This is a genomic window from Neisseria perflava (assembly GCF_024170405.1).
Classification (GTDB): Bacteria; Pseudomonadota; Gammaproteobacteria; order Burkholderiales; family Neisseriaceae; genus Neisseria; species Neisseria perflava_B.
The window spans coordinates 1-23,427 of the sequence record NZ_JALJYC010000030.1 but is presented as its reverse complement, the minus strand read 5'-3'; the positions used below and the strand labels follow the sequence as shown (position 1 = coordinate 23,427).

The window sequence follows — 23,427 nt, the reverse complement described above, 5'->3', positions numbered from 1 at the left end:
CGGGTAAGGGATTACCTGAAGTCAGACGGCCTGCAATGTGCATAATTAACCGTGTTTGATGTTACTGACCGACGGGTTGGCAACACAGTTGCTACCCGTTATCCCGATAATTCCGCTACAATAAGGCTTTCCCCATTTTTCAGACGGCCTTCGTAGCTTGGGTTGTAAACCCAACGCCGTTCTTACCATACCGTTATCGTTGGGTTTACAACCCAACCTACTCTTGAGATACACGCCATGACCGATTACAGCAAAACCGTCAACCTGCTCGAAAGCCCGTTTCCCATGCGCGGCAATCTGGCCAAGCGCGAACCTGCCTGGCTCAAAAGCTGGTACGACCTCAAACGCTACCAAAAACTGCGCCAATTAAGCAAAGGCCGCCCGAAATTCATCCTGCACGACGGCCCGCCGTATGCCAACGGCGACATCCACATCGGCCATGCCGTCAACAAAATCCTCAAAGACATCATCATCCGCAGCAAAACCCAAGCCGGTTTCGACGCGCCGTATGTGCCCGGCTGGGACTGCCACGGCCTGCCGATTGAAGTGATGGTGGAAAAGCTGCATGGCAAAGACATGCCCAAAGCGCGTTTTCGCGAATTGTGCCGCGAATACGCCGCCGAGCAGGTTGCGCGTCAGAAAAAAGACTTTATCCGCTTGGGCGTATTGGGCGATTGGGAACATCCTTATCTGACGATGGATTTCAAAACCGAAGCCGACACCGTGCGCACTTTGGGCGAAATTTATAAGGCCGGTTATCTGTATCGCGGTGCCAAGCCGGTGCAATTCTGCTTGGATTGCGGCTCATCCTTAGCCGAAGCCGAAGTGGAATACAAAGACAAAATTTCCCCCGCGATTGATGTGGCCTACCGTTTCAAAGACAACGCCGCTTTAGCCCAAGCCTTCGGTTTGGATAAAATTGACGGCGACGCGTTCGGCGTGATTTGGACGACAACACCGTGGACGCTGCCCGCCAGCCAAGCCGTATCCGCCGGTGCGGAAGTGGTGTATCTCTTGATTGATACCGCCAAAGGCAAACTGGTCTTGGCACGCGATTTGGCCGAAGACGCGCTCAAACGCTACACTCTTTCCGATAGCGCCCGCGTCTTGGCCGAAACCAGCGGCGACAAGCTGGAAAACCTGCATTTGGAACATCCGTTTATCGAGCGCGATATTCTGCTACTCAACGGCGACCATGTGACCACCGACGCCGGTACCGGCTTGGTGCACACCGCCCCGGCGCACGGCTTGGAAGACTATTTCGTCTGCCTGAAATACGGTATCGAGCTGTATAACCCCGTCAACGCCGAAGGCCGCTACATCAGCGAAGTGCCGCGCGTGGCCGGTATGACCGTATGGGAAGCCAATCCGGTAATCATCGACTGGCTGGCGGAAAACAACCGCCTGCTGGCCAACGGCAAAATCGAACACAGCTATGCCCACTGCTGGCGTCACAAAACCCCGCTGATTTACCGCGCCACCGCGCAATGGTTTATCGGCATGGACAAAGCGGGCAACGACGGCAAAACCCTGCGCGACAAAGCCTTGAAAGCCGTTGACGACACCGAATTTTTCCCGTCGTGGGGTCGTGCGCGCTTACAAGCCATGATTGAAGACCGCCCCGACTGGGTGGTCAGCCGCCAGCGCTACTGGGGCACGCCGATGACCTTCTTTGTGCACAAAGAAACCGGCGATTTGCACCCCGATTCCGCCGCACTATTGGAAAAAGTGGCCGAGCGCATTGAAGAAAAAGGCATCGAAGCCTGGTTCTCCTTGGATAAAAGCGAGCTGTTGAGCGCGGAAGACTGCGAAAATTACGACAAACTGACCGATACCATGGACGTTTGGTTCGATTCGGGCAGCACGCATTATTCCGTATTGAAACAGCGTGAAGAGCTGGCTTGGCCGGCCGATTTGTACCTCGAAGGCAGCGACCAACACCGTGGCTGGTTCCAATCTTCCATGCTCACCGGCTGCGCCTCTATGGGTCGTGCGCCGTACAAACAGCTGTTGACCCACGGCTTTGTGGTCGATCAAAACGGCCGCAAAATGTCCAAATCCATCGGCAACGTGGTTGCGCCGCAAGAGGTGTACAACGAATTCGGCGCGGATATTCTGCGCCTGTGGACGGCTTCCACCGATTACAGCGGCGAATTGGCGATTTCCAAAGAAATCCTTAAGCGCGTTACCGAAAGCTACCGCCGTATCCGCAATACGCTGAGCTTCCTGTTTGCCAATTTAAGCGACTTTAACCCGATTGAACACGCCGTGCCGCAAGACCAAATGGTGGAAATCGACCGCTACGCCCTGATTTTGGCGCGCCAGCTGCAAGAGCACGTGGCGGGCGACTACTACCCGCGTTACGCCTTCCACTTTGCCGTGAAAGATTTGGTGGCTTTCTGCTCGGAAGATTTGGGCGCGTTCTATTTGGATATTCTGAAAGACCGCCTCTACACCACCGCTGCCGACAGCCATGCCCGCCGCAGTGCGCAAACCGCGCTCTACCACATCACCCGAAGCCTGGTGTTGCTGATTGCGCCGGTATTGTGTTTCACCGGCGAAGAAGCGTGGGACATCATCGGCGGCGGCGAGGAAGACAGCGTGTTGTTCCACACTTGGCACGAATTCCCGCCGATGAACGACAAAGCCGAAGCCGAGCTGCTGAAAAAATGGAGCGCCGTGCGCGAAGTGCGCGAAGCTGTAACCGCCGCCATCGAGCCCTTGCGTGCCGACAAAACCGTCGGTTCGTCTTTGCAGGCCGAAGTGGAAATTACCGCGCCCGAACCGACAGCCGGTTATCTCAAAGCCTTGGGCGACGAATTGCGCTTTACCCTGCTGGTATCCAAAGCCACCGTCAGCACCGGCGACGAACCGGCCGTAACCGCCCACGCCAGCCACGGCGAAAAATGCGAACGCTGCTGGCACTGCACCGACGACGTCGGCAGCGTGGCCGAACACCCGACCCTCTGCGCCCGCTGTGCGGATAATTTATACGGCAAAGGCGAAGTGCGCCATTATGCTTGATGATATTGCGGTTTGAGTAAAACGGTAAAAGGCCGTCTGAAAAATTTTCAGACGGCCTTTTCTTTATTCATTTAACGTAAGTTCAGGGTAAGCGTTTTAAATATTTTGATTATTTCAGAATGATATTACATTCCGACAGACAGAAAATCACCCGATTTTCGTCATTCCCGCGCAGGCGGGAATCCAGACGTTTGGGTTTCTGATACCTTGAAAACATTACAGAAATTCCGGGCTTCTGGATTCCCGCCTGCGCGGGAATGACGAATCCTCGCGGATTCTGTCCACCTAAAGAAATACGTTTCTAAAATTTAAAAAGATATTCCATCTACTTATCCTAAGTTCACGTTATTTAAAACGCATTATCAACCTGCATCCAACGGTTTCCACTCATCGCTTTTGCATTTTACCGGCGGCAAAAAGTCCAAGCCCAGCGGCTGCATGTTCCACAAATAATCGGGGTAGCCGTAACGGTCGGCGCGGTTTAGGTCGATTTCGGTTTGGATTTCGTCTTCGCGGCCTTCTTTAATCAGGGTGGCGAAATTGGGGTTAATCAACACAGCCTTGCCGAAGGCGAGAAATTCCGCCCAGCCGGTATTGAGGGCGTTCAAAGCGTCATCGGCGGTAAACAGGTTGCCCACGCCAATCACCGCCGATACGCTCGTGAATCAAATCCAAGCGCGTGCGTGCAGTATCGGCGCCACGGCGGACTTTTTTGTAGAAGTCCCACAGGGAAACGTGCAGGTATTGCAGCGGTTTCTGTTTCAGCGCGTCAATCAGGGCGAAGGTGTCGGTCATGGTAATGCCTTCGGGCTGCGGCTCTTCCGGCGAAAAGCGGTAGCCAATGATGAAATCGTCGCGGCCGTGACGGGCTTTGGCGGCGGTTACGGCATCGACCACGGCCAGAGGGAAGCGCAGGCGGTTTTCTACGCTGCCACCCCACTCGTCGCTGCGGCGGTTGAAATGGCCGGACACAAATTGTTGCAGCAGATAGCCGTTAGCGCCGTGGATTTCCACGCCGTCGAATCCGGCGCGGATGGCTAAGTCGGCGGCGCGGCCGAAGGCGGCAATGGTAGCTTCGATTTCGGCGGCGGTCATGGCGCGGGCGGGCGAAGTCGGGCTGCCGGTGGAGCTGGTGTCGGCGGGAACGTCGGACGGGGCGATTTTTTCCAGGCTGCCGATGGCTTCGTCAACGGCCTGATAGCCGCCGTGGCGCAGTTGCAAAATGGCTTTTGCGCCTTGGCCTTTGATGATATTGGCGCTTTCGGTCAGGCTGTCCAACTGGCTTTCGGCAAAAGCCCCCGGTTCGCCGACAAAGGCTTTGCCTTCGGGCGACACCAGCGTGGCGGCATGATAAACATGCCGAAATCTTGGGCGCGGTTACCGATAAAGGTGCGCTCGGCAGCGGATAAGGTGCCGTGCCCAGTGGGTCATCGGGGCGACCACAAGGCGGTTTTTGATTTCAATGCCGTTGTTGAGGGTATAGATTTGGAACAGCGGCGCGTATTTGGCGTGTGTCATGCGGTACTTTCTCAGTGGTGAAGGAATATTTTGACAGATTGGGCGGAACGCGCGGGATTCAAGTTTTCAGACGGCCTTTTACACAGCGCCCGTCTGCTGGCATAATATGCCTTAACAAATTTTAATACTCACAAAGGCCGTCTGAAAAATGTCTTCCAAAATCCCGTCGCTGCTCGGCGGCGCCATGATTATCGCCGGTACGATTATCGGCGCGGGCATGTTTGCCAACCCCACCGCCACATCGGGCGTGTGGTTTACCGGTTCGCTGGCGGTATTGATTTACACCTGGTTTTCCATGCTCACCAGCGGCCTGATGATTTTGGAGGTCAACACCCACTACCCGCACGGCGCGAGTTTCGACACCATGGTCAAAGACCTGCTCGGGCAGGCGGGCAATATCGTCAACGGCGTGGCGGTGGCGTTTACGCTGTATCTGCTCACTTACGCCTATATCTTCGTCGGCGGCGATTTGACCGCGCAGGGCTTGGGCAGCATTATCGGCGGCGAAGTAGCGTTGCCGGTCGGCCAGCTGGTGTTTTTCTTTGTTTTGGCGTTTTGCGTGTGGGCATCCACGCGCTTGGTTGACCGCCTTACCAGTATCCTGATTGGCGGTATGGTGCTGACTTTTGTATGGGCAACGGGCGGACTGATTACCAGCGTGAAGCTGCCGGTATTATTTGATACCGCCGCGCCTGCCGCCACGCAATATTGGATTTATCTGGCCGCCGCGCTGCCGGTATGTTTGGCCTCATTCGGCTTTCACGGCAATGTCTCCAGCCTGCTGAAATACTTTAACGGCGACGCACCCAAAGTGGCCAAAGCGCTGAAAGTGGGCACACTGATTGCGCTGGTGATTTATGTCTTGTGGCAGCTGGCGATTCAGGGCAACCTGCCGCGCAATGAATTTGCGCCGGTGATTGCGGCGGAAGGCCAAGTGTCGGTATTGATTGAAACCCTGTCCAAATTCGTGCCGACCGGCAGCATGGGCGTGGTGTTGTCGTTTTTCGCGTATATGGCGATTGCCACCTCTTTCTTAGGCGTGACGCTGGGCTTGTTCGACTACATCGCCGATATTTTCAAATGGGACAACTCCGCCGCCGGACGCAGCAAAACCGCAGCGCTGACCTTCCTGCCGCCGCTGGTTTGCGGCCTGCTCTTCCCCGCCGGTTTTGTCGTCGCCATCGGCTATGTCGGCTTGGCGGCAACGGTGTGGACGGCGCTGATTCCTGCCATGCTGCTCTACAAATCGCGCCAAAAATTTGGCACGGGTACGCAATATCAGGTCAAAGGCGGCCTTGGGCTGATGATATGGGTATTTTTGTTCGGCCTGATTAACATCGCCGCGCAAGTATTGAGCCAACTGGAATTAGTGCCGGTGTTTAAAGGCTGATGACCGGAATCACAAGGCCGTCTGAAAGATTTGCTTAAATATTTACCAAGCAAATCTTTCAGACGGCCTCGTTGTTTGCCCGATACAATCCGCCCAACGCATTTTTTTATGCCCCGCTCTTGCCAATCCTATCAATAATGCATACTATTCGCTTCTTAGAACATCCGTTCTAAATTCAGAAAAAGACGCTTCCATGTACGACAACATCCGCTTCCATACCGACGAAGGCTATCCCGAAAACCTGCCGCCGGAAAACGCCGCCACCCATATCGGCATGTACTGGCAATGGGCGGCTGCCCAAGGCCTGACCAATCCCGTGTGGCAAACCGCGCCGGAAACCGCCGACGATTTCGCCGCCATGCAGCAAGGCAAAATCAGCGGGGCGCAGTTTCTGCTCAAACATATGGACGGCGCATTCACGCCCGAAGATTTTACCGAGCTCGGTCAACGCTTTACCTCGTTTTATTACGACGATGAAGAAGACGGCTACGGCGCGTTTATGGAAGATTACGTGCGCACGCTCGACACTCCTTCGCTCGGCGGCTTCTACTGCGTGGCCGATACGCCGGAAAACTACGCCGCCCTCGCTCCTGTTTTTCAGACGGCCTTCGAGCGTTGGCGCAGCAGCTTGAAATAAACATTCAGGCAGCCTTGGCCGTCTGAATCTCAAAATAACAAAAACATCATGACCTCAAATCTTGCAATCGCCATCAACTGCTTCCGACGCGGCGGCGGGATGGAAAGCTATACCTTCGATTTGGTGCGCGGCCTGACGGCGCAAGGTACGGCGGTGGACATCTACGCCGCCCAAATCGACCCGACCGTCCCCGAATATCAGCTGGTTAACGCGCATAAAATCAATCAGACGCTAGTGCCGAAAAAGCTGCGCCCGTTTCTGTTTACCCGCCAGCTGCGCCTGGCGCGCGCCCACCGCCGCGAACCGCTGATAGCCTGCAACCCCAGCGACCATGCCGATATTTTCGTTTGCGGCGGCACGCATTTGGGCTATCTGCAAAACATGGCGCAAACGCCGAATCTGATTGACCATCTGACCATCCAGCGCAACCGCAGCAATTACGCCAGCGCCCAATCCATCATGGCGCATTCGCATTTGATGAAACGGGAATTGGTAACGCTCTACGGCGTGCCGTCTGAAAAAATCCGCGTGGTACACCCGCCCGCCGACACCGCCCGTTTTTACCCCGACCCGGCCGAAGCCGCCGCCACCCGCGCGCGCTACAGCTGGCGCGATGATGAAACCGTGTTCCTCTTTCCCTCTACCGGTCACAAACGCAAGGGTTTGGATTTGCTGGCGGATTTTTTCGAGCACACCGACTTGCCCGTCAAACTGGCCGTTGCCGGCTCGCCCCTGCCGCGCCCGATGAACAACGTCGTTTCGCTCGGCTTCTGCCAAAACATGCCCGAACTCTACCGCGCCGCCGACTACACCGTTATGGCTTCGTTATACGAACCCTTCGGCTTGGTGGGCGTAGAATCCGTATTGTGCGGCACCAAAGTCGTGCTGTCCGACAACATGGCCTGCACCGAAGTCATGAATGAGGAAGCCGGTTTCTTCTTCTCGAGCCAAGATCCGGCAACGCTGGCGGCAGCAATTAAAGCAGCAGTATTGCTCAAACAGGGGGGGGTAAAGCATAAAATTGCTAATCCGCTGACTGCCTTGACGTACAATCCGACTTTAGCCCACCATATCGCCACCGTTTACCAAATGCTCGAGGCCGTCTGAAAAAATGGCGCGGCCTCTAAGGACACTCCATGAAACTCATTATCCTCGACCGCGACGGCGTGATAAACCAAGACCGCGGCGACTTCGTCAAATCCGCCGACGAGTGGATTCCCATTCCCGGCAGCATGGACGCCATCGCCTTTCTGACCGAAGCCGGCTACACCGTCGTCGTCGCCACCAACCAATCCGGTATCGGCCGCAAATACTTCACCATGCAGGATTTGAACGAAATGCACGCCAAAATGCACCGCTTGGCAGTGCAGGCCGGCGGCGTCATCGACGGCATTTGGTTCTGCCCGCACACCAACGCCGATAATTGCAACTGCCGCAAACCCAAACCCGGCATGATACAAGACATCCTTGAGCGCTTTCAGGCCGAAGCCGCCGATACCTGGCTGGTCGGCGACAGTCTGCGCGATTTGCAGGCCATCGCCGCCGTCGGCGGTAAAAGCGCGCTGGTTTTGACCGGCAAAGGCAAAAAAACGCTGACCACGCAGGAAGCCGAGCTGCCGGAAAACACGCAGGTCTTCGACAGCTTGATGGCGTTTTCGCAATACATTATGCAGCAGGAGCGGGAAAAACAGGCATAATCTGCTTTTCAGACGGCCTGTCTGCTTTTAAACCGAACAGGGTGTGTACCGTAGGCACACGCCCTACACCGATTCCCACAATCCTTACCCCAAAAAACCATGCTCCTTATCCGAAATCTGCTCTACTGGCTGATTCTCTGCGTCAGCCTGATTATCCTCTTCCCCTTTATCCTGCTGGCCGCGCTCGTGCCGCACGGTGCGCACCGCATGGCGCAGGTGTGGGTGCGTATCCTCAACTGGTCACTCAAACACGTTATCGGCCTCAAATACCGCTTAATCGGCGCGGAAAATATTCCCGCTGCGCCGTCGATTATCTGCGCCAAACACCAAAGCGGCTGGGAAACCCTTGCCTTGCAGGAAATCTTCCCGCCGCAAGTGTATGTCGCCAAACGAGAGCTGTTTAAAATCCCCTTTTTCGGCTGGGGCTTGAAGCTGATTAAAACCATCGGTATCGACCGCAGCAACCGCCGCGAAGCCAACGACCAGCTTGCCCGGCAAGGCTTGGCGCGGAAAAACGAAGGCTACTGGATTGCCATTTTCCCCGAAGGCACGCGCATTGCGCCCGGTCAGCGCGGCAAATACAAGCTCGGCGGCGCGCGCATGGCCAAACTGTTTGAAATGGATATCGTGCCCGTTGCGCTCAACAGCGGCGAATTTTGGCCGAAAAATTCCTTTTTGAAATATCCGGGCGAAATTACCGTTGTGGTCGGCAAACCGATTGCCTACGACAGCGGCAGCGAAGCCGACATCATGGGCGAATGCGAGCAATGGATAGAAGCGCGTCAGGCAGAAATTAGCGGCCAAGGGCCGTTTGCGGCGACAAAGGCCGTCTGAACCCATGCCCGACTACACCTACACCTTTTCAGACGGCCAAACCATCGCCATCCTTCTCAAGCGCAGCGCCAAGAAAAACCTGATTCTGCGCCCCGTTGACGCGCACACCGTCAGCATCAACCTGCCGCCTTATGTCAGCGGGCGGCGTTTGCAACAATGGCTGCGCGACAACGAGCCATTGCTGCGGCAAACTCTCGCCAAAACCCCTGCGCAAGCGGCAAGGCCGTCTGAAAACGCCCTGCCCGATTGGATTTGGTATCACGGCGTTCAGACGGCCTTGCGCGAACACAGCGCCAGCGTGATTCAAATCATGCCGTCTGAAATCCTGTTGCCGCACAAAAGCCCTGCCCAACAAAGCCTTCACCTGCGCCGTTTCCTGCACGAGTGTGCCTCCGAATATCTGCTGCCGCGCTTGGCGCGACATGCCGCTACCTTGGATTTGCACCCCGCCGCCCTGTCGCTTTCCAACGCCAAGACCTTCTGGGGCGTGTGCCGCGCCCGCACCGGTATCCGCCTCAACTGGCGGCTGGTCGGCGCACCGGATTTCGTCGCCGACTATGTCTGCGTGCACGAACTCTGCCACCTGCCCCATCCCGACCACAGCCCGCGCTTTTGGGCATTGGTCAACCGCCACACGCCGCACACCGAAGCGGCAAAGGCTTGGCTCAAAGCGCACGGCAAAGCATTATTTGTATTGGGCTAAAGGCCGTCTGAAAGCACAAAGCCGTCTGAACGGAAATCCGTTCAGACGGCTTTGTGCTTGTATCATACAAGCGGTGCGGCAAACCGGCGGCGTTCCGATGGAAACGGTGGAAACCTCATCAGATGACAAGTGGAAACGGTACACCAATTTGCCGCACTTCCCGACAATACGGTAAAAACCTGCTTATTTTGCCGGTTGCAGCGCAGCGGCTTCTTTCGCCAGCTGGGTAATGGCAGCCCAGTCTTTATTGGCAACGGCCTGTTTCGGGGTCAGCCATGAACCGCCGACGCACAACACGTTCGGCAACGCCAGATATTCCGGCGCGGTGGCGGCGGAAATGCCGCCAGTCGGGCAGAAGCGCACTTCGGAGAACGAGCCGTACAGCGCTTTGAGCATGGCTTTGCCGCCGACCACTTCGGCGGGGAACAGTTTGAGCGTATCCAAGCCGTGTTCCAACGCCAACATCAGTTCGCCCGGAGTGGCGATACCCGGAATCATGCGGATGTTGTTTGCTTGCGCTTGGGCGGCTTTGGCCAGATTGATGTTGAATCCCGGGCTGATGGCAAACTCGGCACCGGCGTCAATCACTTGGCTTAATTGCTCGCCGTTAATCACCGTACCGGCACCGACAATCGCGCCTTTGACTTCGCGCTTCACTTGGCGGATGGCTTCCAAGCCGTGTTCGGTGCGCAGGGTGATTTCCAAAGTCGGAATGCCGCCTTCGACCAAGGCGCGCGCCAAATCAACGGCGGTGGAAATGTCGTCGATGGCAATCACCGGCACCACGCGGCCGGCTTGCAGAATTTCGCGTGCGGTTAATAAAGACATGATAAATGCTCCTAAAGTTTGGTGTTGAATACAGAATGCCGCGTAGGTTGGGTTGCAAACCCAACAGAACGACTGCTTTGTTGGGTTTGCAACCCAACCTACACGATTGTTTTTTCGATTCTACAAATAATTTCAGACGGCCTTTTTACTACTAAGACATTAAGGCCGTCTGAAAAAACATCATTTAGATGTTTGGTTCACAGATTATTTCTCATCGCTGAAATACACTTTTTTCAGCGCCAATTCCATGCCTCGGAATTCGGCCAAGCCGCGCAGACGGCCGATGGCGGAATAGCCCGGGTTGTTTTTTTTGCGCAAGTCGTCCAGCATTTGATGGCCGTGGTCTGGGCGCATCGGAATCGGACGGGTGTCGCCCGCGTCGCGGCGGCGTTTTCCCTCGGTCAGCAAGGCTTTGATGACGTGGAACATGTCCACATCGCCTTCCAAGTGGGCGGCTTCGTGGAACGACAGCGGATTTTCTTCGCGCTGGGTAGAACGCAGGTGGGCGAAGTAAATGCGGTCGGCAAAGGTTTGCGTCATGCACACCAAATCGTTGTCAGAGCGCACGCCGTAAGAGCCGGTGCACATGGTAAAGCCGTTGGCTTTCAGCGGCTGGGTATCGACATACCACTGCATGTCTTCGATGGTGGAAACAATGCGTGGCAAGCCCAAAATCGGACGTGGCGGGTCGTCAGGGTGAACGGCCATGCGGATGCCGACTTCCTCGGCTACCGGAATGATTTCATTCAGAAAATAAGCCAAGTGGGTGCGGAATTTTTCTTTGTCGATGTCTTTGTAGCGGTCAAGCTGGGCTTGGAACTGCGCTAAAGTGTAGCCTTCTTCCGAACCGGGCAGACCGACAATGATGTTGTTGGTCAGCTTGGTGATGTCCTCTTCGCTCATGTTGTCGAAGTAGGCTTTGGCTTGCGCTTTTTCTTCGTCGCTGTATTCCGCTTCCGCGCCGGGGCGTTTCAAAATGTGCAATTCAAACGCGGCAAAGGCGATTTGGTCGAAACGCAGGGCTTTGGAGCCGTCGGGCAGCTCGTAAGCCAAGTCGGTGCGCGTCCAATCGAGTACCGGCATAAAGTTGTAGCACACGGTATCAATGCCGCATTTGGCCAGGTTGCGGATGGATTGTTTGTAGTTGTCGATGTATTTTTGGAAATCACCGGTTTGGGTTTTGATGTCTTCGTGAATCGGAATGCTCTCGACCACGGTCCACACCATGCCTTTGGCTTCAATCATGTCTTTGCGTTCTTGAATCTCCGCAACTTCCCACACTTCGCCGTTGGGAATATGGTGCAGTGCGGTCACAACACCGGTTGCACCCGCCTGACGCACATCATCTAAAGACACCGGGTCTTTCGGGCCGTACCAACGCCATGCTTGTTCCATAATATTGTCCTCTCTTTGATGGTAAAACGGGCTTATGCCTTATATATAAGGATAAGGCAGCATATCGGCACCCTACAAGCACCGATTTTCAACATGCGGGATTTTAGCACTATTTCTAAATTGGCATACCAAATTTTTGGTAAAATTTGATTAAATGCAAAAACCGTTTGATTTTGGTGTACCAAAATCTGATAATAGGATAATATTACGTTCAGTTACAGAGCGCAGTATATCCGTTGCCCTCAACTTAAAATTTAATTTGGAGAATCTCAATCATGGATATCGCAAAAAACCATTCGTTTAAAGACAAAGTTGTGGTCGTTACCGGCGCAGGTGGCGTGTTATGTGCTTATTTTGCCAGAGAAATTGCCAAAACCGGCGCCAAAGTCGCCCTGCTCGACATCAATTTGGAATCGGCCGAAAACTACGCTGCCGAAATCCGCGCCGAAGGCAATATCGCCAAAGCCTATCAGACCAATGTTTTGGATTTGGAAAACATCAAAGCCACACGCGATGCGATTGCCGCCGACTTCGGCACTTGCGACATCCTGATTAACGGCGCGGGCGGCAATAACCCGAAAGCCACTACCGATAACGAATTTGAAGAATTCGACCTGCCCGCCGGTACCAAATCATTCTTTGAGTTGGATAAAGGCGGTATCGAATTCATCTTCAACCTCAACTACTTGGGCACTTTGCTGCCGACCCAAGTGTTCGCCAAAGACATGATTGGCAAAAAAGGTGCCAACATCGTCAATATTTCCAGCATGAACGCCTTTACCCCGCTGACCAAAATCCCGGCCTACTCCGGCGCCAAAGCCGCCATCAGCAACTTTACCCAATGGCTGGCGGTTTACTTCTCCAAAGTGGGCATCCGCTGCAACGCCATCGCTCCGGGTTTCTTGGTAAGCAACCAAAACCGCGGCCTGCTGTTTGACGCCGACGGCAATCCGCCCCCCCGCGCCAACAAAATCCTGACCAACACCCCGATGGGACGCTTCGGCGAAGCCGACGAATTAATCGGCGGTATCTTGTTCCTGATGGATGAAAACTACGCCAGCTTCGTCAACGGCGTGGTATTGCCGATTGACGGCGCGTTCTCAGCATACAGCGGCGTATAAAAAGGAGAGTAGAAATGGCAGAATGGCAAAAAAAAAACATGATTTTATCGTGTGCGTCGATTCAGACGGCTGCGCGATGGACACCATGAACATCAAACACGAAAAATGCTTCGGCCCGCTGGCTGCGGAAGCCTTCGGCATTACCGATGTGCCGCGTTTCATCGAAATTTGGAATAAAGTAAACCTGTTTTCCGCCACACGCGGCACCAACCGTTTCAAAGGTTTGATTTACACCTTGCAACAATACGGTTACGAAGGCGATTTTTCTACGCTGACCCAATGGGTAGAAACCTCGCCCGAGCTGTCCAACCGCGCCTTAGCGCAACAAATTGAAAAAACACCGAGCAAAGATTTATCCACTGCTTTGGCTTGGTCGGAAGCGGTTAACAAATCCATCAAAACCCTGCGCGGCAATGACGCGCCGTTCCCAAACGCCCGCCGCTCTTTGGAATTTGTCCACCAATTTGCCGACGTCGCCGTGGTCAGCTCCGCCAACAACGAAGCCATCGTTGACGAATGGAACCGCCACGCGTTAATGCCGAATGTCGATTTGGTGTACGGCCAGGAAGAAGGCAGCAAAGCCTACTGCTTGGGCTTGTTGAAACAATACGGCTACGAAGGCAATAAAATCCTGATGGTCGGCGACTCTCCGGGCGACTTGGATGCCGCCAAATCCGCCGGTACATTGTTTTTCCCGATTTTGTTCAACCACGAAGACGCTTCTTGGGACGAACTGGTACTGAAAGCCTTAGGCAAATTGGTCAACGGCGAATTTGACGAAGCGTATCAGGCCGATTTGGTAAACTGCTTTAATCAGAATATGGCCGGTTAAGCAATCGCCGCCGTGCTACACCGCCTTTCCCGCTCAAGCGGGAAAGGCCGGTACAAAAAATTTAACCGCAGGTATAACCGATATTTTTTCAGACGGCCTCATTTACCGTCAGGCCGTCTGAAAACCCAGTTATTTATTGTTAGGAAATTTGATATGTCAACATTAGTAGATTTAAGCAAAAAGCCTTACAACCTGAGTCAGGCTGATATTGATTGGGTGGAAAACACCATCGCTTCCATGAGCTTGGAAGAAAAAATCGGCCAACTCTTCGTCAACATGGGTTCCAGCCGCGACGAAGCCTATCTGACCGAAACCGTACAGAAATATCATATTGCCGCCGTGCGCTACAACCCGGGCAAATCCTAAGAAGTGTACGACCAAAACTATATCTTACAAACCAAAAGCAAAATCCCGCTGCTGATTGCTGCCAACACCGAAGCCGGCGGCAACGGCGCTTGTACCGACGGTACCGAAGTCGGTTTGGAAGTCAAAATCGGCGCCACCGGCAATGCCAAATACGCTTACGAAATGGGTCGCGTCTCCGGCGTAGAAGCCGCCGCCATCGGCTGCAACTGGAGCTTCGCGCCGATTGTGGATATTTTGTATAACTGGTGCAACCCGATTATTTCCAACCGCTCTTTCGGCAACAATCCCGACATGGTGTTGGAAATAGCTCTGGCCTACATGAAAGGCATTCAGGAAAGCGGCATTCTACCCGCCGCCAAACACTTCCCGGGCGACGGCGTGGATGAGCGTGACCAACACTTGTCTTTCAGCGTCAACAGCCTCTCTTGCGAAGAGTGGGACAAAACCTACGGCAAAGTGTACCAAGGTTTGATTGACGCCGGACTGCCTTCCCTGATGGCCGGTCACATCCACCTGCCCGCTTACGAAAAACACTTCAACCCCGATTTGCAATTTGAAGACTGCCTGCCTGCTACATTGTCCAAAGGCATTCTGACCGACTTATTGCGCGGCAAAATGGGCTTCAACGGCTTGGTTGTTACCGACGCCAGCCACATGGTCGGCATGACCGGCGCCATGAAACGCAGCGATATTCTGCCGACTTCCATCGCCGCCGGTTGCGACTTGTTCCTGTTCTTCAACGATCCGGACGAAGATTTCGGCTACATGATGAACGGCTACAAAAACGGCGTGATTACCGACGAGCGCCTGCACGACGCGCTACGCCGCACCTTGGGCTTGAAAGCCAAACTCGGCCTGCACACCAAAGCCAAAGAAAACATCCTGCCGCCGCAAGCCGAAGCGCTGGCAAAAATCGGCCTGCCGGAAAACAAAGCCTTGTTCCGCGAAGTGGGCGACCAAGCGATTACTCTGGTGAAAAGCAAAGAAGACATCTTCCCGGTAACGCCTGAAAAATACAAACGCATCTTGTTGGTCAATGTAAAAGGTACCGACGGCGGTTTCGGCAAAATGGTGGCCAGTGCGTCAAAAAGCGCAACCGAGATTCTGAAAGAAAAACTGACCGCCGAAGGTTTTGAAGTCAGCATTTATGTTTCGCCGATGGACAACATCGCCAAGCTGTCTGACGAAGACCAGGTCAAAACCATCCGCAACGAATATGCGCAAAAACGCCCGATTGCCGATCTGACTGACAATTACGATTTGATTATCAACGTCGCCAACGTACAAATGAGCACCGTACAACGTATCGTATGGCAAGCCACCAAAGGTACGCCGGACATTCCGTTCTACGTTCACGAAGTGCCGACCATCTTCGTATCGGTATTGTGCCCGTTCCATTTGGCCGACGTGCCGCAGGTAAAAACCTACATCAATGCTTACGACGGCAAAGAGCCTACCCTCGAGCTGTTGGTTGACAAGCTGATGGGACGCTCCGAATTTAAAGGGGTCAGCCCGGTTGACGCGTATTGCGGTTTCCGTGATACCTACATTTAATCCAGCAATACCGAGTGTGTCCGCAGCGCGGATTTGAGCCGGAAGTTTTCAGACGGCCTGCGGACGCAGCGTAACAGTTTCTTCATTCTCCTTTGGAGCTTAATTATGGACTCTGCAAACAACCCCCGTCCGTTTGGCATGCGCGATAAAGTCGCCTATATGTTCGGCGACCTCGCTAACGACATGACCTTTATGATGTCGGCGTTTTTCTTAATGCTGTTCTACACCAACGTCTTGCACATCGAAGGCTATGTCGTCGGTATCATCTTCTTAGCCGCCCGCTTTTTCGATGCCTTTACCGACGTCGCCATGGGTCGTATCGTCGATACCATCAAACCTTTCCCCGAAGGCCGCTTCCGTGGCTTGGTTCGCCGCGCCGCGCCGTTTGTGTGTATCGCCGGTTTCCTGCTGTTTGTCCACGTCGTTAAAGACTGGCCTTACTGGGCAAAAATCGTTTACGTTACCGTAACCTACATCGTTTAGGGCAGCTTCTGCTATACCGCCGTCAACATTCCTTACGGCTCTATGGCAACCGTCATCAGCGCCCAACCGGAAGACCGCGCTTCTCTGTCTGTATTCCGCAGTATCGGCGGTACTGTTGCGCACTTGGCGATTTCCCTTATCGTACCGCTGGTTGTGTATGAAACCATCGACGGCAAAGAAGTCATCATCCCGCATATGTTTACCGTCATCATGGGTGTATTTGCCGTATTGACATACATTTTCTACCAAATCTGCTGGCGCAATACTGTCGAACGCGTGCACCTGCCACAACAGGTCAAAGCCGACGACCACAACATCATGGACACCCTGAAAGAAATCGGCGGCAGCTTGGCGACCAACAAACCGCTGAAAATCTTTATCGGCGTAGCGATTGTCTTGCTGTTGGCTACCCTGTTGATCGGTACCATGAACCCGTATCTGTACATCGACTACTTCAACAACAAACAAGGTCTGGCTTTTGCCGGTATTTTGAATACCATCGCCATGATCTGCCTGATTCCGTTTACCAGCAAAATCGTTAAAAAATTCGGTAAAAAAGAAAGTGCCGCTATCGGTACGCTGTTTACCGCCATCCTGTACGGTTTGATGTTTGTCTTCACAATCCAAAACATGTGGGTTTACCTGGATCTGGCTTTGGTTGCCGCATTCGGTCTGCAATACTTTATGATGATTATCTGGTCGTTTATCGCCGACATCATCGACGCGCAATACCTGAAAACCGAACGTCACGAAGACGGTGTGATTTACGCGGTTTACTCATTTGCCCGTAAAATCGGCCAGGCTTTGGCCGGCGGCTTGGGCGGTTTTGCCCTGAGCGCCATCGGTTGCACCGCCAGCGCCGAAGCGCAAACGCCTGAAACCATCAATGCCATTTACAACTTTGCCACCTTGGTACCGGCCGTATCCTGCCTGATTATCTGCCTGATGCTGCACTGGTATCCGCTGTCTAAAAACGTGGTACTGGCCAACTCTGCCGAAGTAGAAAAACGCAGTAAAGCTGCTGCCGCCAACCAATAATCCGGTTGCAACAGGCCGTCTGAAAACCGATATTTTCAGGCGGCCTTTACCACGTAAAATCAAACCGTTTTAACCCGAAGCAATCCAAGAAAGAAACCACCATGAAAAGCTTTATGAACCCGCAGGATTTCCTGCTCTCCTCCGACACCGCCCAACGCCTGTATCACGAATACGCCGCCCCGCAGCCGATTTTCGACTACCACTGCCACTTGAGCCCGAAAGAAATCGCCGAAAACCGCCAATTCTCCAACCTGGCTGAAATCTGGCTGGAAGGCGACCACTACAAATGGCGTGCCGAACGCAGCGCGGGCGTACCCGAGCAATACATCACCGGCGATTCCACTTGGGAAGAAAAATATCAACATTGGGCAAAAGTCGTGCCGCAATGTATCGGCAATCCGATTTACCACTGGGTACATCTGGAATTGGCACACCCCTTCGGTGTGACCGGCAAAATCTTCAGCCCCGAAACCGCCGGCGAAATCTGGAACCAATGCAACGCCTTGCTCGCCACCGACGCCTACCGCGCGCGCGGCATTATGCAGCAGATGAACGTGAAAATGGTCGGCACCACCGACGACCCGATTGACGATTTGCAATACCATGCCCAAATCGCCGCCGACAGCAGCTTCGACATCACCGTCGCCCCGACTTTCCGCCCCGACCGCGTGTTCAAAATCGAACGCGACGACTTCGCCGACTACATCCGTCAGTTGGGCGAAAAAACCGGCGGCAAAATCGAAAGCTTCGGCGATTTGAAACAAGCCCTGCTTGCCCGTCTGCAACACTTTGACGAACACGGCTGCAAAGCCTCCGACCACGGCATGGAAGTGGTGCGCTTCGCCAAAATCCCGAGCGACGACGTCTTGACCGCCATCCTGCAAAAACGCTTGCGCGGCGAAGTATTGAGCGAAGAAGAAAACAACCAATACACCGCCGCCGTCTTGGTCTTCTTGGGCAAACAATACAGCCGTCTGAATTGGGTAATGCAATACCACATCGGCGCCATCCGCAACAACAACAGCCGCATGTTCAAATTACTCGGCGCGGATACCGGCTTCGACAGCATCGGCGACCGCCCGTTTGCCGAATCCCTGTCCGCCCTGCTCGACAACATGGATCAAACCGACGAATTGCCGAAAACCATTTTGTACTGCCTCAACCCGAGCGACAACGAAATGATGGCGACCATGATCGGCAACTTCCAAGGTGGCGGCGTGGCCGGCAAAATCCAATTCGGCTCCGGCTGGTGGTTCAACGACCAAAAAGACGGCATGGAACGCCAACTGCAACAGCTCTCCCAACTGGGCTTGTTGAGCCAATTCGTCGGCATGCTGACCGACTCGCGCAGCTTCCTGTCCTACACCCGCCACGAATACTTCCGCCGCATTTTGTGCGAAATGCTGGGCAAATGGGTGGAAAACGGCGAAGCCCCGAACGATATGGACTTAATCGGCGGCATGGTGAAAAACATCTGCTACGGCAATGCCAAAGCGTTTTTTAAATAATCCGCCAAGCGTTTCCTAATGAAACACCGCAAAGGCCGTCTGAAAACGAAAATGTTTTCAGACGGCCTTTTTTTCAGGACAAACTATTGCGGACATTGTGAAGGCGGCAGCAAAGCCGGATATCCAATCCCAAATCAATATAGCAGAATCACTAAAAAACCAAACTGAGTAGGTTGGGATTTCATCCCAACCTACACGGTGCTTATGGTTTGGTTTTTAACTCATTCTACTATTAGCCCAAAACAAATGCCGTCTGAAAATTTTTATTTTTCAGACGGCATTGTCATCTATGTAAACTTAAACACCCACCGACAACGGGCTGGCATTAAACAAATACCCGTCAAAATTCGGATCTTCCAAGTCAGACAATTCAAAAATCGTTTGTTTCACGTTTTCCAAATGCTGCCACATGGCTTTACGCGCCATTGCCGGATCTTTGCGCTGGATGGCGGTTAAAATGGCCTCATGGTCGCCCAGCCAATTTTTACGGTATTCAAAATTACCGATGTATTCATGCAAGCGCTCCCACATCGGGTTGTAATTGCGGTAATCCCATAATTCTTTCTGGATATGCATTAATACGTCGTTTTGCGTAATTTCGGCCAAACAGTAATGGAAAGCGCGGTCTTCTTCATAATCGTCCTGGCCTTTATCCAGGGTTTCGCGCTCTTTTTCCAACAGTTTTTTCAACTTAATCACATCGTTGCGCGTGGCTTGGATAGCGGCAAATTCGGCAATGCCGCTTTCCACCATCTGTCGTGCCTGCAGCAGCTCAAACGGGCCGATGTCGTAATCCACATTGACCTTCGGCTTATCTTTATCTGCATTTTCCCTAGGAAAATCCAACACATAAACGCCCGAGCCTTTGCGGACTTCCACCAATTTTTCCAATTCCAGCATAATCAACGCCTCACGGATAACCGTGCGGCTGACTTTATATTGCTCGGCAATCTCTCTCTCGGGCGGCAGTCGTTCCCCGACTTTATATTTGCCCTCGCTTAATTCTTTTTTGAGGCATTCGCCGATAATTTTATATGAGCGGTTTATTTTTGTTGCGTTCATGGTACGTTTCCGATACCTTATTCATTAATAACTGGCATACTAAATTATGCCACATCACATCCGTTTTAAAAAGGCCATCTCTTTTTAACTGGTTCATTGAAATGAAATAAAATCCAAATAAATCAAAAGAACCGTTAGCTTCAAATTATATAATACCGCTGTTTATATTGGTATATATCTCCTATTACCTACCCTAAAATTTAAACATCTGCTGATAAAAATCAAACAAAAAATGCCCAAACCGCCGTTTTCCGATTACGTTTTCCCGTATTTTTCCCTATAATCCGTGTATGCATCCATTAATGAAGTGTTGATTTTTGTTTAAAACTTGCGATTGCTGATGTTCCCATGACCCCACAATCCGCTTTCTCATTAGGAGTTAAAAAAATGAAGAGAACCCTGATTGCATTGTCCCTGCTGCTGATTTCCGGCCACGCCTCATCAGAAGTTACCCTCTACGGCCGTATCAAAGTCGGTGTCGAGTCCACTTTCGGCAATAAAGTCAATGGTCAAAAAGTGAATACCACCACTGATGTCGTGGACTACGGCTCCCGTATCGGCTTCAAAGGCTCAGAACCTCTGGACAACGCTCTGACCGCCATTTGGCAGATGGAGCAATGGGTCAGCGCGACAGGCAGCGGCAGCAGCACCAAAACATTCGGTACGCGCGAATCCTTTATCGGCCTGAAAGGTGATTTCGGCGAAGTGCGATTGGGTTACCAACACGGCCCGTTGCGCTGGATGTGGGATGCCAACTTGTGGGAATATGTCCACCCTGCCGGCGGCATGTCCATCATGGACAACAGTACCGACATCTACCGCCGCCGCGTCGGTTTGATGTATATGACCCCGAAATGGAAAGGTTTTGAAGGCGAATTGTTTGTTTCCCCGAGCGATAATAACGGCGACGGCAGCAAAGATGCCACCATCTACCAAGCCGGTATGAAATATGGCTTCCAAAACGGCCTATTTACCACTTTGTCAGCAGGTTATGCCAAAAACGGCCCGAGCAACATCGATACCAAAGCCGATGGCAGCAAGCGCGATGCCTATCAGGTTTACGGCGACATCGGTTACCGCAAAGATCCGTGGTATGCGGTACTCGGCTACAAATATTCGCGCAACGCCGATAAAATCCCCACTTCCGACTTCTTAGGCAGCGGCACGACACCTGTTGACGCCTCCAACGGCGTAGCCGACTATATCCACCAATCCAACGACTTGGCGCTCAGCGTGTCTTACCTATACACACCGCGCCTGAAGCTGAAAGCCTCCGCCGCATACGGCTGGGGCTGGGAAGGCATTGGCCTGCCTGACAGCAACGGCGAGCAAGCCAAATCCAAAATTTGGGGCAATGGTAAATATGTTCACGGCGTAGTAGGCATCGACTACTACTTCTCCAAACGCACTTTTACCAACTTCCAATACGGCTATCTGCAAGCCGGCGACAGCGCCCACCGCTACCGCTCAAATATCCTCAGCTTGGGCATGGTGCATTTCTTCTAATCGTTAGCCAAAATTTTCTGTTACCACACCAAAATCCCCTTTGCGCATGACCGCTGCAAAGGGGATTTTGATAAGCAAGCATTATGCTCAATCTATCTGTTACATGATTAAGACACTTTTCTTCAATTTCTGTCAACTTATCATACCAATTCTTCTAAAGACCGTCTGAAAAAAGCATCTGCCTATTGATAGATACCTATTTTATGTTTTAATTTAACCATTTGATTAATAAGATATTATCTTAATTCAACCCGCTACCATTCCAATCTTTTATTACGCTATCCTAAGCAGCTCCCAACTACCGTTCTCACTAATCCGTTATCTCCTGATAGATATCAAATAAAACCCTGCCTATCTGGGTATTTCCCGGTTTTCATTCATAGGCTTTTACACTATACTTCTCTGTATGCATTCATTAAGGTATTTTTAATTTTTGTTAATGTTTTTTTGACGGTTTCCCATCGCGGACATAGCCGTTAATTAAAGTATTTACCTTATTATCCTTGAAGGAGCATCGCAATGAAAAAGACTCTGATCGCATTGGCGCTTGCCTGCATCTCCACCGGCGCAATGGCTGAAGTCAAACTGTACGGTACCATCAAAATGGGTGTTGAATCTTCTTTCGGCAATAAAGCTAATGGCAGCAAAGTCAGCAGCGCTACTGAAGTGACCGACTACGGTAGCCGTATCGGTTTCAAAGGTTCCGAACACTTAGACAACGGTTTGGATGCTATTTGGCAGGTGGAGCAATGGACTCGTATCGGCACCAGCGACAGCAAATTCGGTTCGCGCGACTCCTTCATCGGCTTGCAAGGCAAATTTGGCCGTTTGACTGCCGGTTATCAACACGGCCCGCTGCAATGGATGGGCGACACCAACGTATGGGAATACAATCCGCCTAACTACGCCGCCGGTATCTACGCCATGGATAACGGCACCGATGTGTACGCCCGAAAAGTCAGCATCCAATACACCACCCCGAAATGGAACGGTTTCCAAGGCCGTTTCTACGTATCGCCCAGCGACAATAACAATGACGGTGATGGCTCTGAAGCCACCATTTACCAAGCCGGCGTGAGCTACGATCATAAGAGCGGCTTCTTCGGCGCAGTGAGCGGCGGCTACATCAAAGGCGGAGCCAGCAATAAAGAACTCAAAGCCGACGGCAGCAAAAAAGACGCTTACCAAGTTTACGGTCATCTCGGCTACGGCGATCGTGGTTTCAACCCCAACAAACCGTGGTATGTTGCCGCTGCATACAAATATTCTCGCAACGTGGATAGCTTGAGCTCAACCGATTTCTTGGCGTTGAATACCACAGCCGCCGCCAATGGCGACAAAACCTATATCCAACGTTCGCAAGACGCTGACTTGGTGTTGACCTATATGCTGAACCAGCATGTCAAACTGAAAAGCACCGTGGCATTCGGTTGGGACTACCACTCTATCGACCCGAGCACCCAAGCCATCGAAAAAATGTGGGGTAACGGCAAATACATCCAAGGTATCTTGGGTGCGGATTATGCCTTCTCCAAACGTACCATCGGCAATGCCCAAGTCGGTACGTTCCACGCCGGTGACAGCGCACACCGCTACCGCACTAACGTCTTGAGCGTCGGTATGATTTACCGTTTCTAATTTGAGAAATTCCCAAAAAACTTGCTGATTCCACCCATTATCCCTAGGCAGTCTCTGTCTGGGGATTTTTTTATGCATGATACGCACAACCCACTACCTCAGCCCTTTGCAACGGTAAAATGCCGTCTGAAACCCATCTAACACGGACAAACCCAAAATAACGTGAGTTCGGGATGAGCAGATAGAATATCTTTTTAAATGGGGCTGTACTAGATAACTAGATTTATTCAAAATCATTTAGAATAAATCCCATGAAAAAAAGTCGACTGAGCCCTTATAAGCAAAACAAGCTA

17 protein-coding genes and 2 pseudogenes are annotated in these 23,427 nt (G+C 52.6%); 15 read left to right on the top strand and 4 right to left on the bottom strand.

Features of this window, described 5'->3' with window-relative positions; translation table 11 throughout:
• Positions 1-237 precede the first annotated feature (237 nt).
• Entirely contained in the window at positions 238-3,024 is a 2,787-nt protein-coding gene (ileS, locus tag J2T37_RS10140; protein ID WP_253355593.1) for an isoleucine--tRNA ligase, read from the top strand.
• Positions 3,025-3,386: 362 nt separating this feature from the next.
• Here the strand turns inward: ileS and J2T37_RS10135 are convergent.
• Positions 3,387-4,542: pseudogene (locus J2T37_RS10135) on the bottom strand (NADH-dependent flavin oxidoreductase).
• 148 nt (positions 4,543-4,690) lie between these two features.
• Here J2T37_RS10135 and J2T37_RS10130 point away from each other — a divergent pair.
• The 6 genes from J2T37_RS10130 (at position 4,691) to J2T37_RS10105 (ending at position 9,803) form a co-directional block, all read left to right on the top strand.
• Positions 4,691-5,932, top strand: a complete 1,242-nt coding sequence (locus tag J2T37_RS10130; RefSeq protein ID WP_253355591.1) for an aromatic amino acid transporter — start codon at positions 4,691-4,693, stop codon at positions 5,930-5,932.
• Positions 5,933-6,125: 193 nt separating this feature from the next.
• The gene (locus J2T37_RS10125) at positions 6,126-6,569 is read left to right on the top strand and encodes a DUF7832 domain-containing protein (RefSeq protein WP_253355589.1); all 444 of its coding nucleotides are present in this window, start codon (positions 6,126-6,128) and stop codon (positions 6,567-6,569) included.
• 48 nt (positions 6,570-6,617) lie between these two features.
• Positions 6,618-7,676: a glycosyltransferase family 4 protein gene (locus J2T37_RS10120; RefSeq protein WP_253355587.1), complete on the top strand. Its 1,059-nt coding sequence runs from the start codon at positions 6,618-6,620 to the stop codon at positions 7,674-7,676.
• Positions 7,677-7,705: 29 nt separating this feature from the next.
• Positions 7,706-8,266: a D-glycero-beta-D-manno-heptose 1,7-bisphosphate 7-phosphatase gene (gene gmhB, locus J2T37_RS10115; RefSeq protein ID WP_253355585.1), complete on the top strand. Its 561-nt coding sequence runs from the start codon at positions 7,706-7,708 to the stop codon at positions 8,264-8,266.
• Between the two features lie 99 nt (positions 8,267-8,365).
• Positions 8,366-9,100, top strand: coding sequence for a lysophospholipid acyltransferase family protein (locus J2T37_RS10110; protein ID WP_253355583.1), 735 nt, complete (start codon positions 8,366-8,368; stop codon positions 9,098-9,100).
• Between the two features lie 4 nt (positions 9,101-9,104).
• Positions 9,105-9,803: a M48 family metallopeptidase gene (locus J2T37_RS10105; protein WP_253355581.1), complete on the top strand. Its 699-nt coding sequence runs from the start codon at positions 9,105-9,107 to the stop codon at positions 9,801-9,803.
• A gap of 183 nt (positions 9,804-9,986) precedes the next feature.
• Here the strand turns inward: J2T37_RS10105 and J2T37_RS10100 are convergent, their stop codons facing one another.
• Positions 9,987-10,631, bottom strand: coding sequence for a bifunctional 4-hydroxy-2-oxoglutarate aldolase/2-dehydro-3-deoxy-phosphogluconate aldolase (locus tag J2T37_RS10100; protein ID WP_253355579.1), 645 nt, complete (start codon positions 10,629-10,631; stop codon positions 9,987-9,989).
• 204 nt (positions 10,632-10,835) lie between these two features.
• A complete protein-coding gene (uxuA, locus tag J2T37_RS10095; protein ID WP_253355577.1) occupies positions 10,836-12,026 on the bottom strand; it encodes a mannonate dehydratase in 1,191 nt (396 codons plus the stop codon).
• Positions 12,027-12,301: 275 nt separating this feature from the next.
• On the opposite strand from uxuA, the gene J2T37_RS10090 reads away from it, so the two are divergent.
• The 6 genes and pseudogenes from J2T37_RS10090 (at position 12,302) to uxaC (ending at position 18,928) form a co-directional block, all read left to right on the top strand.
• Positions 12,302-13,147 (top strand): SDR family oxidoreductase, encoded by an 846-nt coding sequence (locus J2T37_RS10090; protein ID WP_253355575.1) that lies wholly within the window; start codon positions 12,302-12,304, stop codon positions 13,145-13,147.
• Positions 13,148-13,169: 22 nt separating this feature from the next.
• On the top strand, positions 13,170-13,979 hold the full coding sequence (locus J2T37_RS10085) for an HAD family hydrolase (protein ID WP_253355573.1): 810 nt from the start codon (positions 13,170-13,172) through the stop codon (positions 13,977-13,979).
• 153 nt (positions 13,980-14,132) lie between these two features.
• Entirely contained in the window at positions 14,133-14,345 is a 213-nt protein-coding gene (locus J2T37_RS10080) for a hypothetical protein (protein ID WP_253355571.1), read from the top strand.
• 3 nt (positions 14,346-14,348) lie between these two features.
• Positions 14,349-15,899, top strand: a complete 1,551-nt coding sequence (locus J2T37_RS10075; protein WP_253355568.1) for a glycoside hydrolase family 3 protein — start codon at positions 14,349-14,351, stop codon at positions 15,897-15,899.
• Between the two features lie 105 nt (positions 15,900-16,004).
• Positions 16,005-17,420 (top strand): annotated as a pseudogene (locus J2T37_RS10070) (MFS transporter).
• Between the two features lie 101 nt (positions 17,421-17,521).
• Positions 17,522-18,928, top strand: a complete 1,407-nt coding sequence (gene uxaC / locus J2T37_RS10065) for a glucuronate isomerase (protein WP_253355566.1) — start codon at positions 17,522-17,524, stop codon at positions 18,926-18,928.
• A 297-nt stretch (positions 18,929-19,225) separates the two neighbouring features.
• Here the strand turns inward: uxaC and J2T37_RS10060 are convergent, their stop codons facing one another.
• Positions 19,226-19,990, bottom strand: coding sequence for an FCD domain-containing protein (locus tag J2T37_RS10060; RefSeq protein WP_253355563.1), 765 nt, complete (start codon positions 19,988-19,990; stop codon positions 19,226-19,228).
• A gap of 387 nt (positions 19,991-20,377) precedes the next feature.
• On the opposite strand from J2T37_RS10060, the gene J2T37_RS10055 reads away from it, so the two are divergent.
• Entirely contained in the window at positions 20,378-21,496 is a 1,119-nt protein-coding gene (locus tag J2T37_RS10055) for a porin (protein WP_253355561.1), read from the top strand.
• A gap of 519 nt (positions 21,497-22,015) precedes the next feature.
• Entirely contained in the window at positions 22,016-23,134 is a 1,119-nt protein-coding gene (locus J2T37_RS10050; protein ID WP_253355559.1) for a porin, read from the top strand.
• The last annotated feature ends 293 nt before the right edge of the window (positions 23,135-23,427 follow it).

Bases quoted from the DNA above. Each gene is read 5' to 3' on its own strand.
- ileS (WP_253355593.1), top strand. From the start codon at position 238: ATGACCGATTACAGCAAAACCGTCAACCTGCTCGAAAGCCCGTTTCCC.
- J2T37_RS10130 (WP_253355591.1), top strand. From the start codon at position 4,691: ATGTCTTCCAAAATCCCGTCGCTGCTCGGCGGCGCCATGATTATCGCC.
- J2T37_RS10125 (WP_253355589.1), top strand. From the start codon at position 6,126: ATGTACGACAACATCCGCTTCCATACCGACGAAGGCTATCCCGAAAAC.
- J2T37_RS10120 (WP_253355587.1), top strand. From the start codon at position 6,618: ATGACCTCAAATCTTGCAATCGCCATCAACTGCTTCCGACGCGGCGGC.
- gmhB (WP_253355585.1), top strand. From the start codon at position 7,706: ATGAAACTCATTATCCTCGACCGCGACGGCGTGATAAACCAAGACCGC.
- J2T37_RS10110 (WP_253355583.1), top strand. From the start codon at position 8,366: ATGCTCCTTATCCGAAATCTGCTCTACTGGCTGATTCTCTGCGTCAGC.
- J2T37_RS10105 (WP_253355581.1), top strand. From the start codon at position 9,105: ATGCCCGACTACACCTACACCTTTTCAGACGGCCAAACCATCGCCATC.
- J2T37_RS10100 (WP_253355579.1), bottom strand. From the start codon at position 10,631: ATGTCTTTATTAACCGCACGCGAAATTCTGCAAGCCGGCCGCGTGGTG.
- uxuA (WP_253355577.1), bottom strand. From the start codon at position 12,026: ATGGAACAAGCATGGCGTTGGTACGGCCCGAAAGACCCGGTGTCTTTA.
- J2T37_RS10090 (WP_253355575.1), top strand. From the start codon at position 12,302: ATGGATATCGCAAAAAACCATTCGTTTAAAGACAAAGTTGTGGTCGTT.
- J2T37_RS10085 (WP_253355573.1), top strand. From the start codon at position 13,170: ATGGCAAAAAAAAAACATGATTTTATCGTGTGCGTCGATTCAGACGGC.
- J2T37_RS10080 (WP_253355571.1), top strand. From the start codon at position 14,133: ATGTCAACATTAGTAGATTTAAGCAAAAAGCCTTACAACCTGAGTCAG.
- uxaC (WP_253355566.1), top strand. From the start codon at position 17,522: ATGAAAAGCTTTATGAACCCGCAGGATTTCCTGCTCTCCTCCGACACC.
- J2T37_RS10060 (WP_253355563.1), bottom strand. From the start codon at position 19,990: ATGAACGCAACAAAAATAAACCGCTCATATAAAATTATCGGCGAATGC.
- J2T37_RS10055 (WP_253355561.1), top strand. From the start codon at position 20,378: ATGAAGAGAACCCTGATTGCATTGTCCCTGCTGCTGATTTCCGGCCAC.
- J2T37_RS10050 (WP_253355559.1), top strand. From the start codon at position 22,016: ATGAAAAAGACTCTGATCGCATTGGCGCTTGCCTGCATCTCCACCGGC.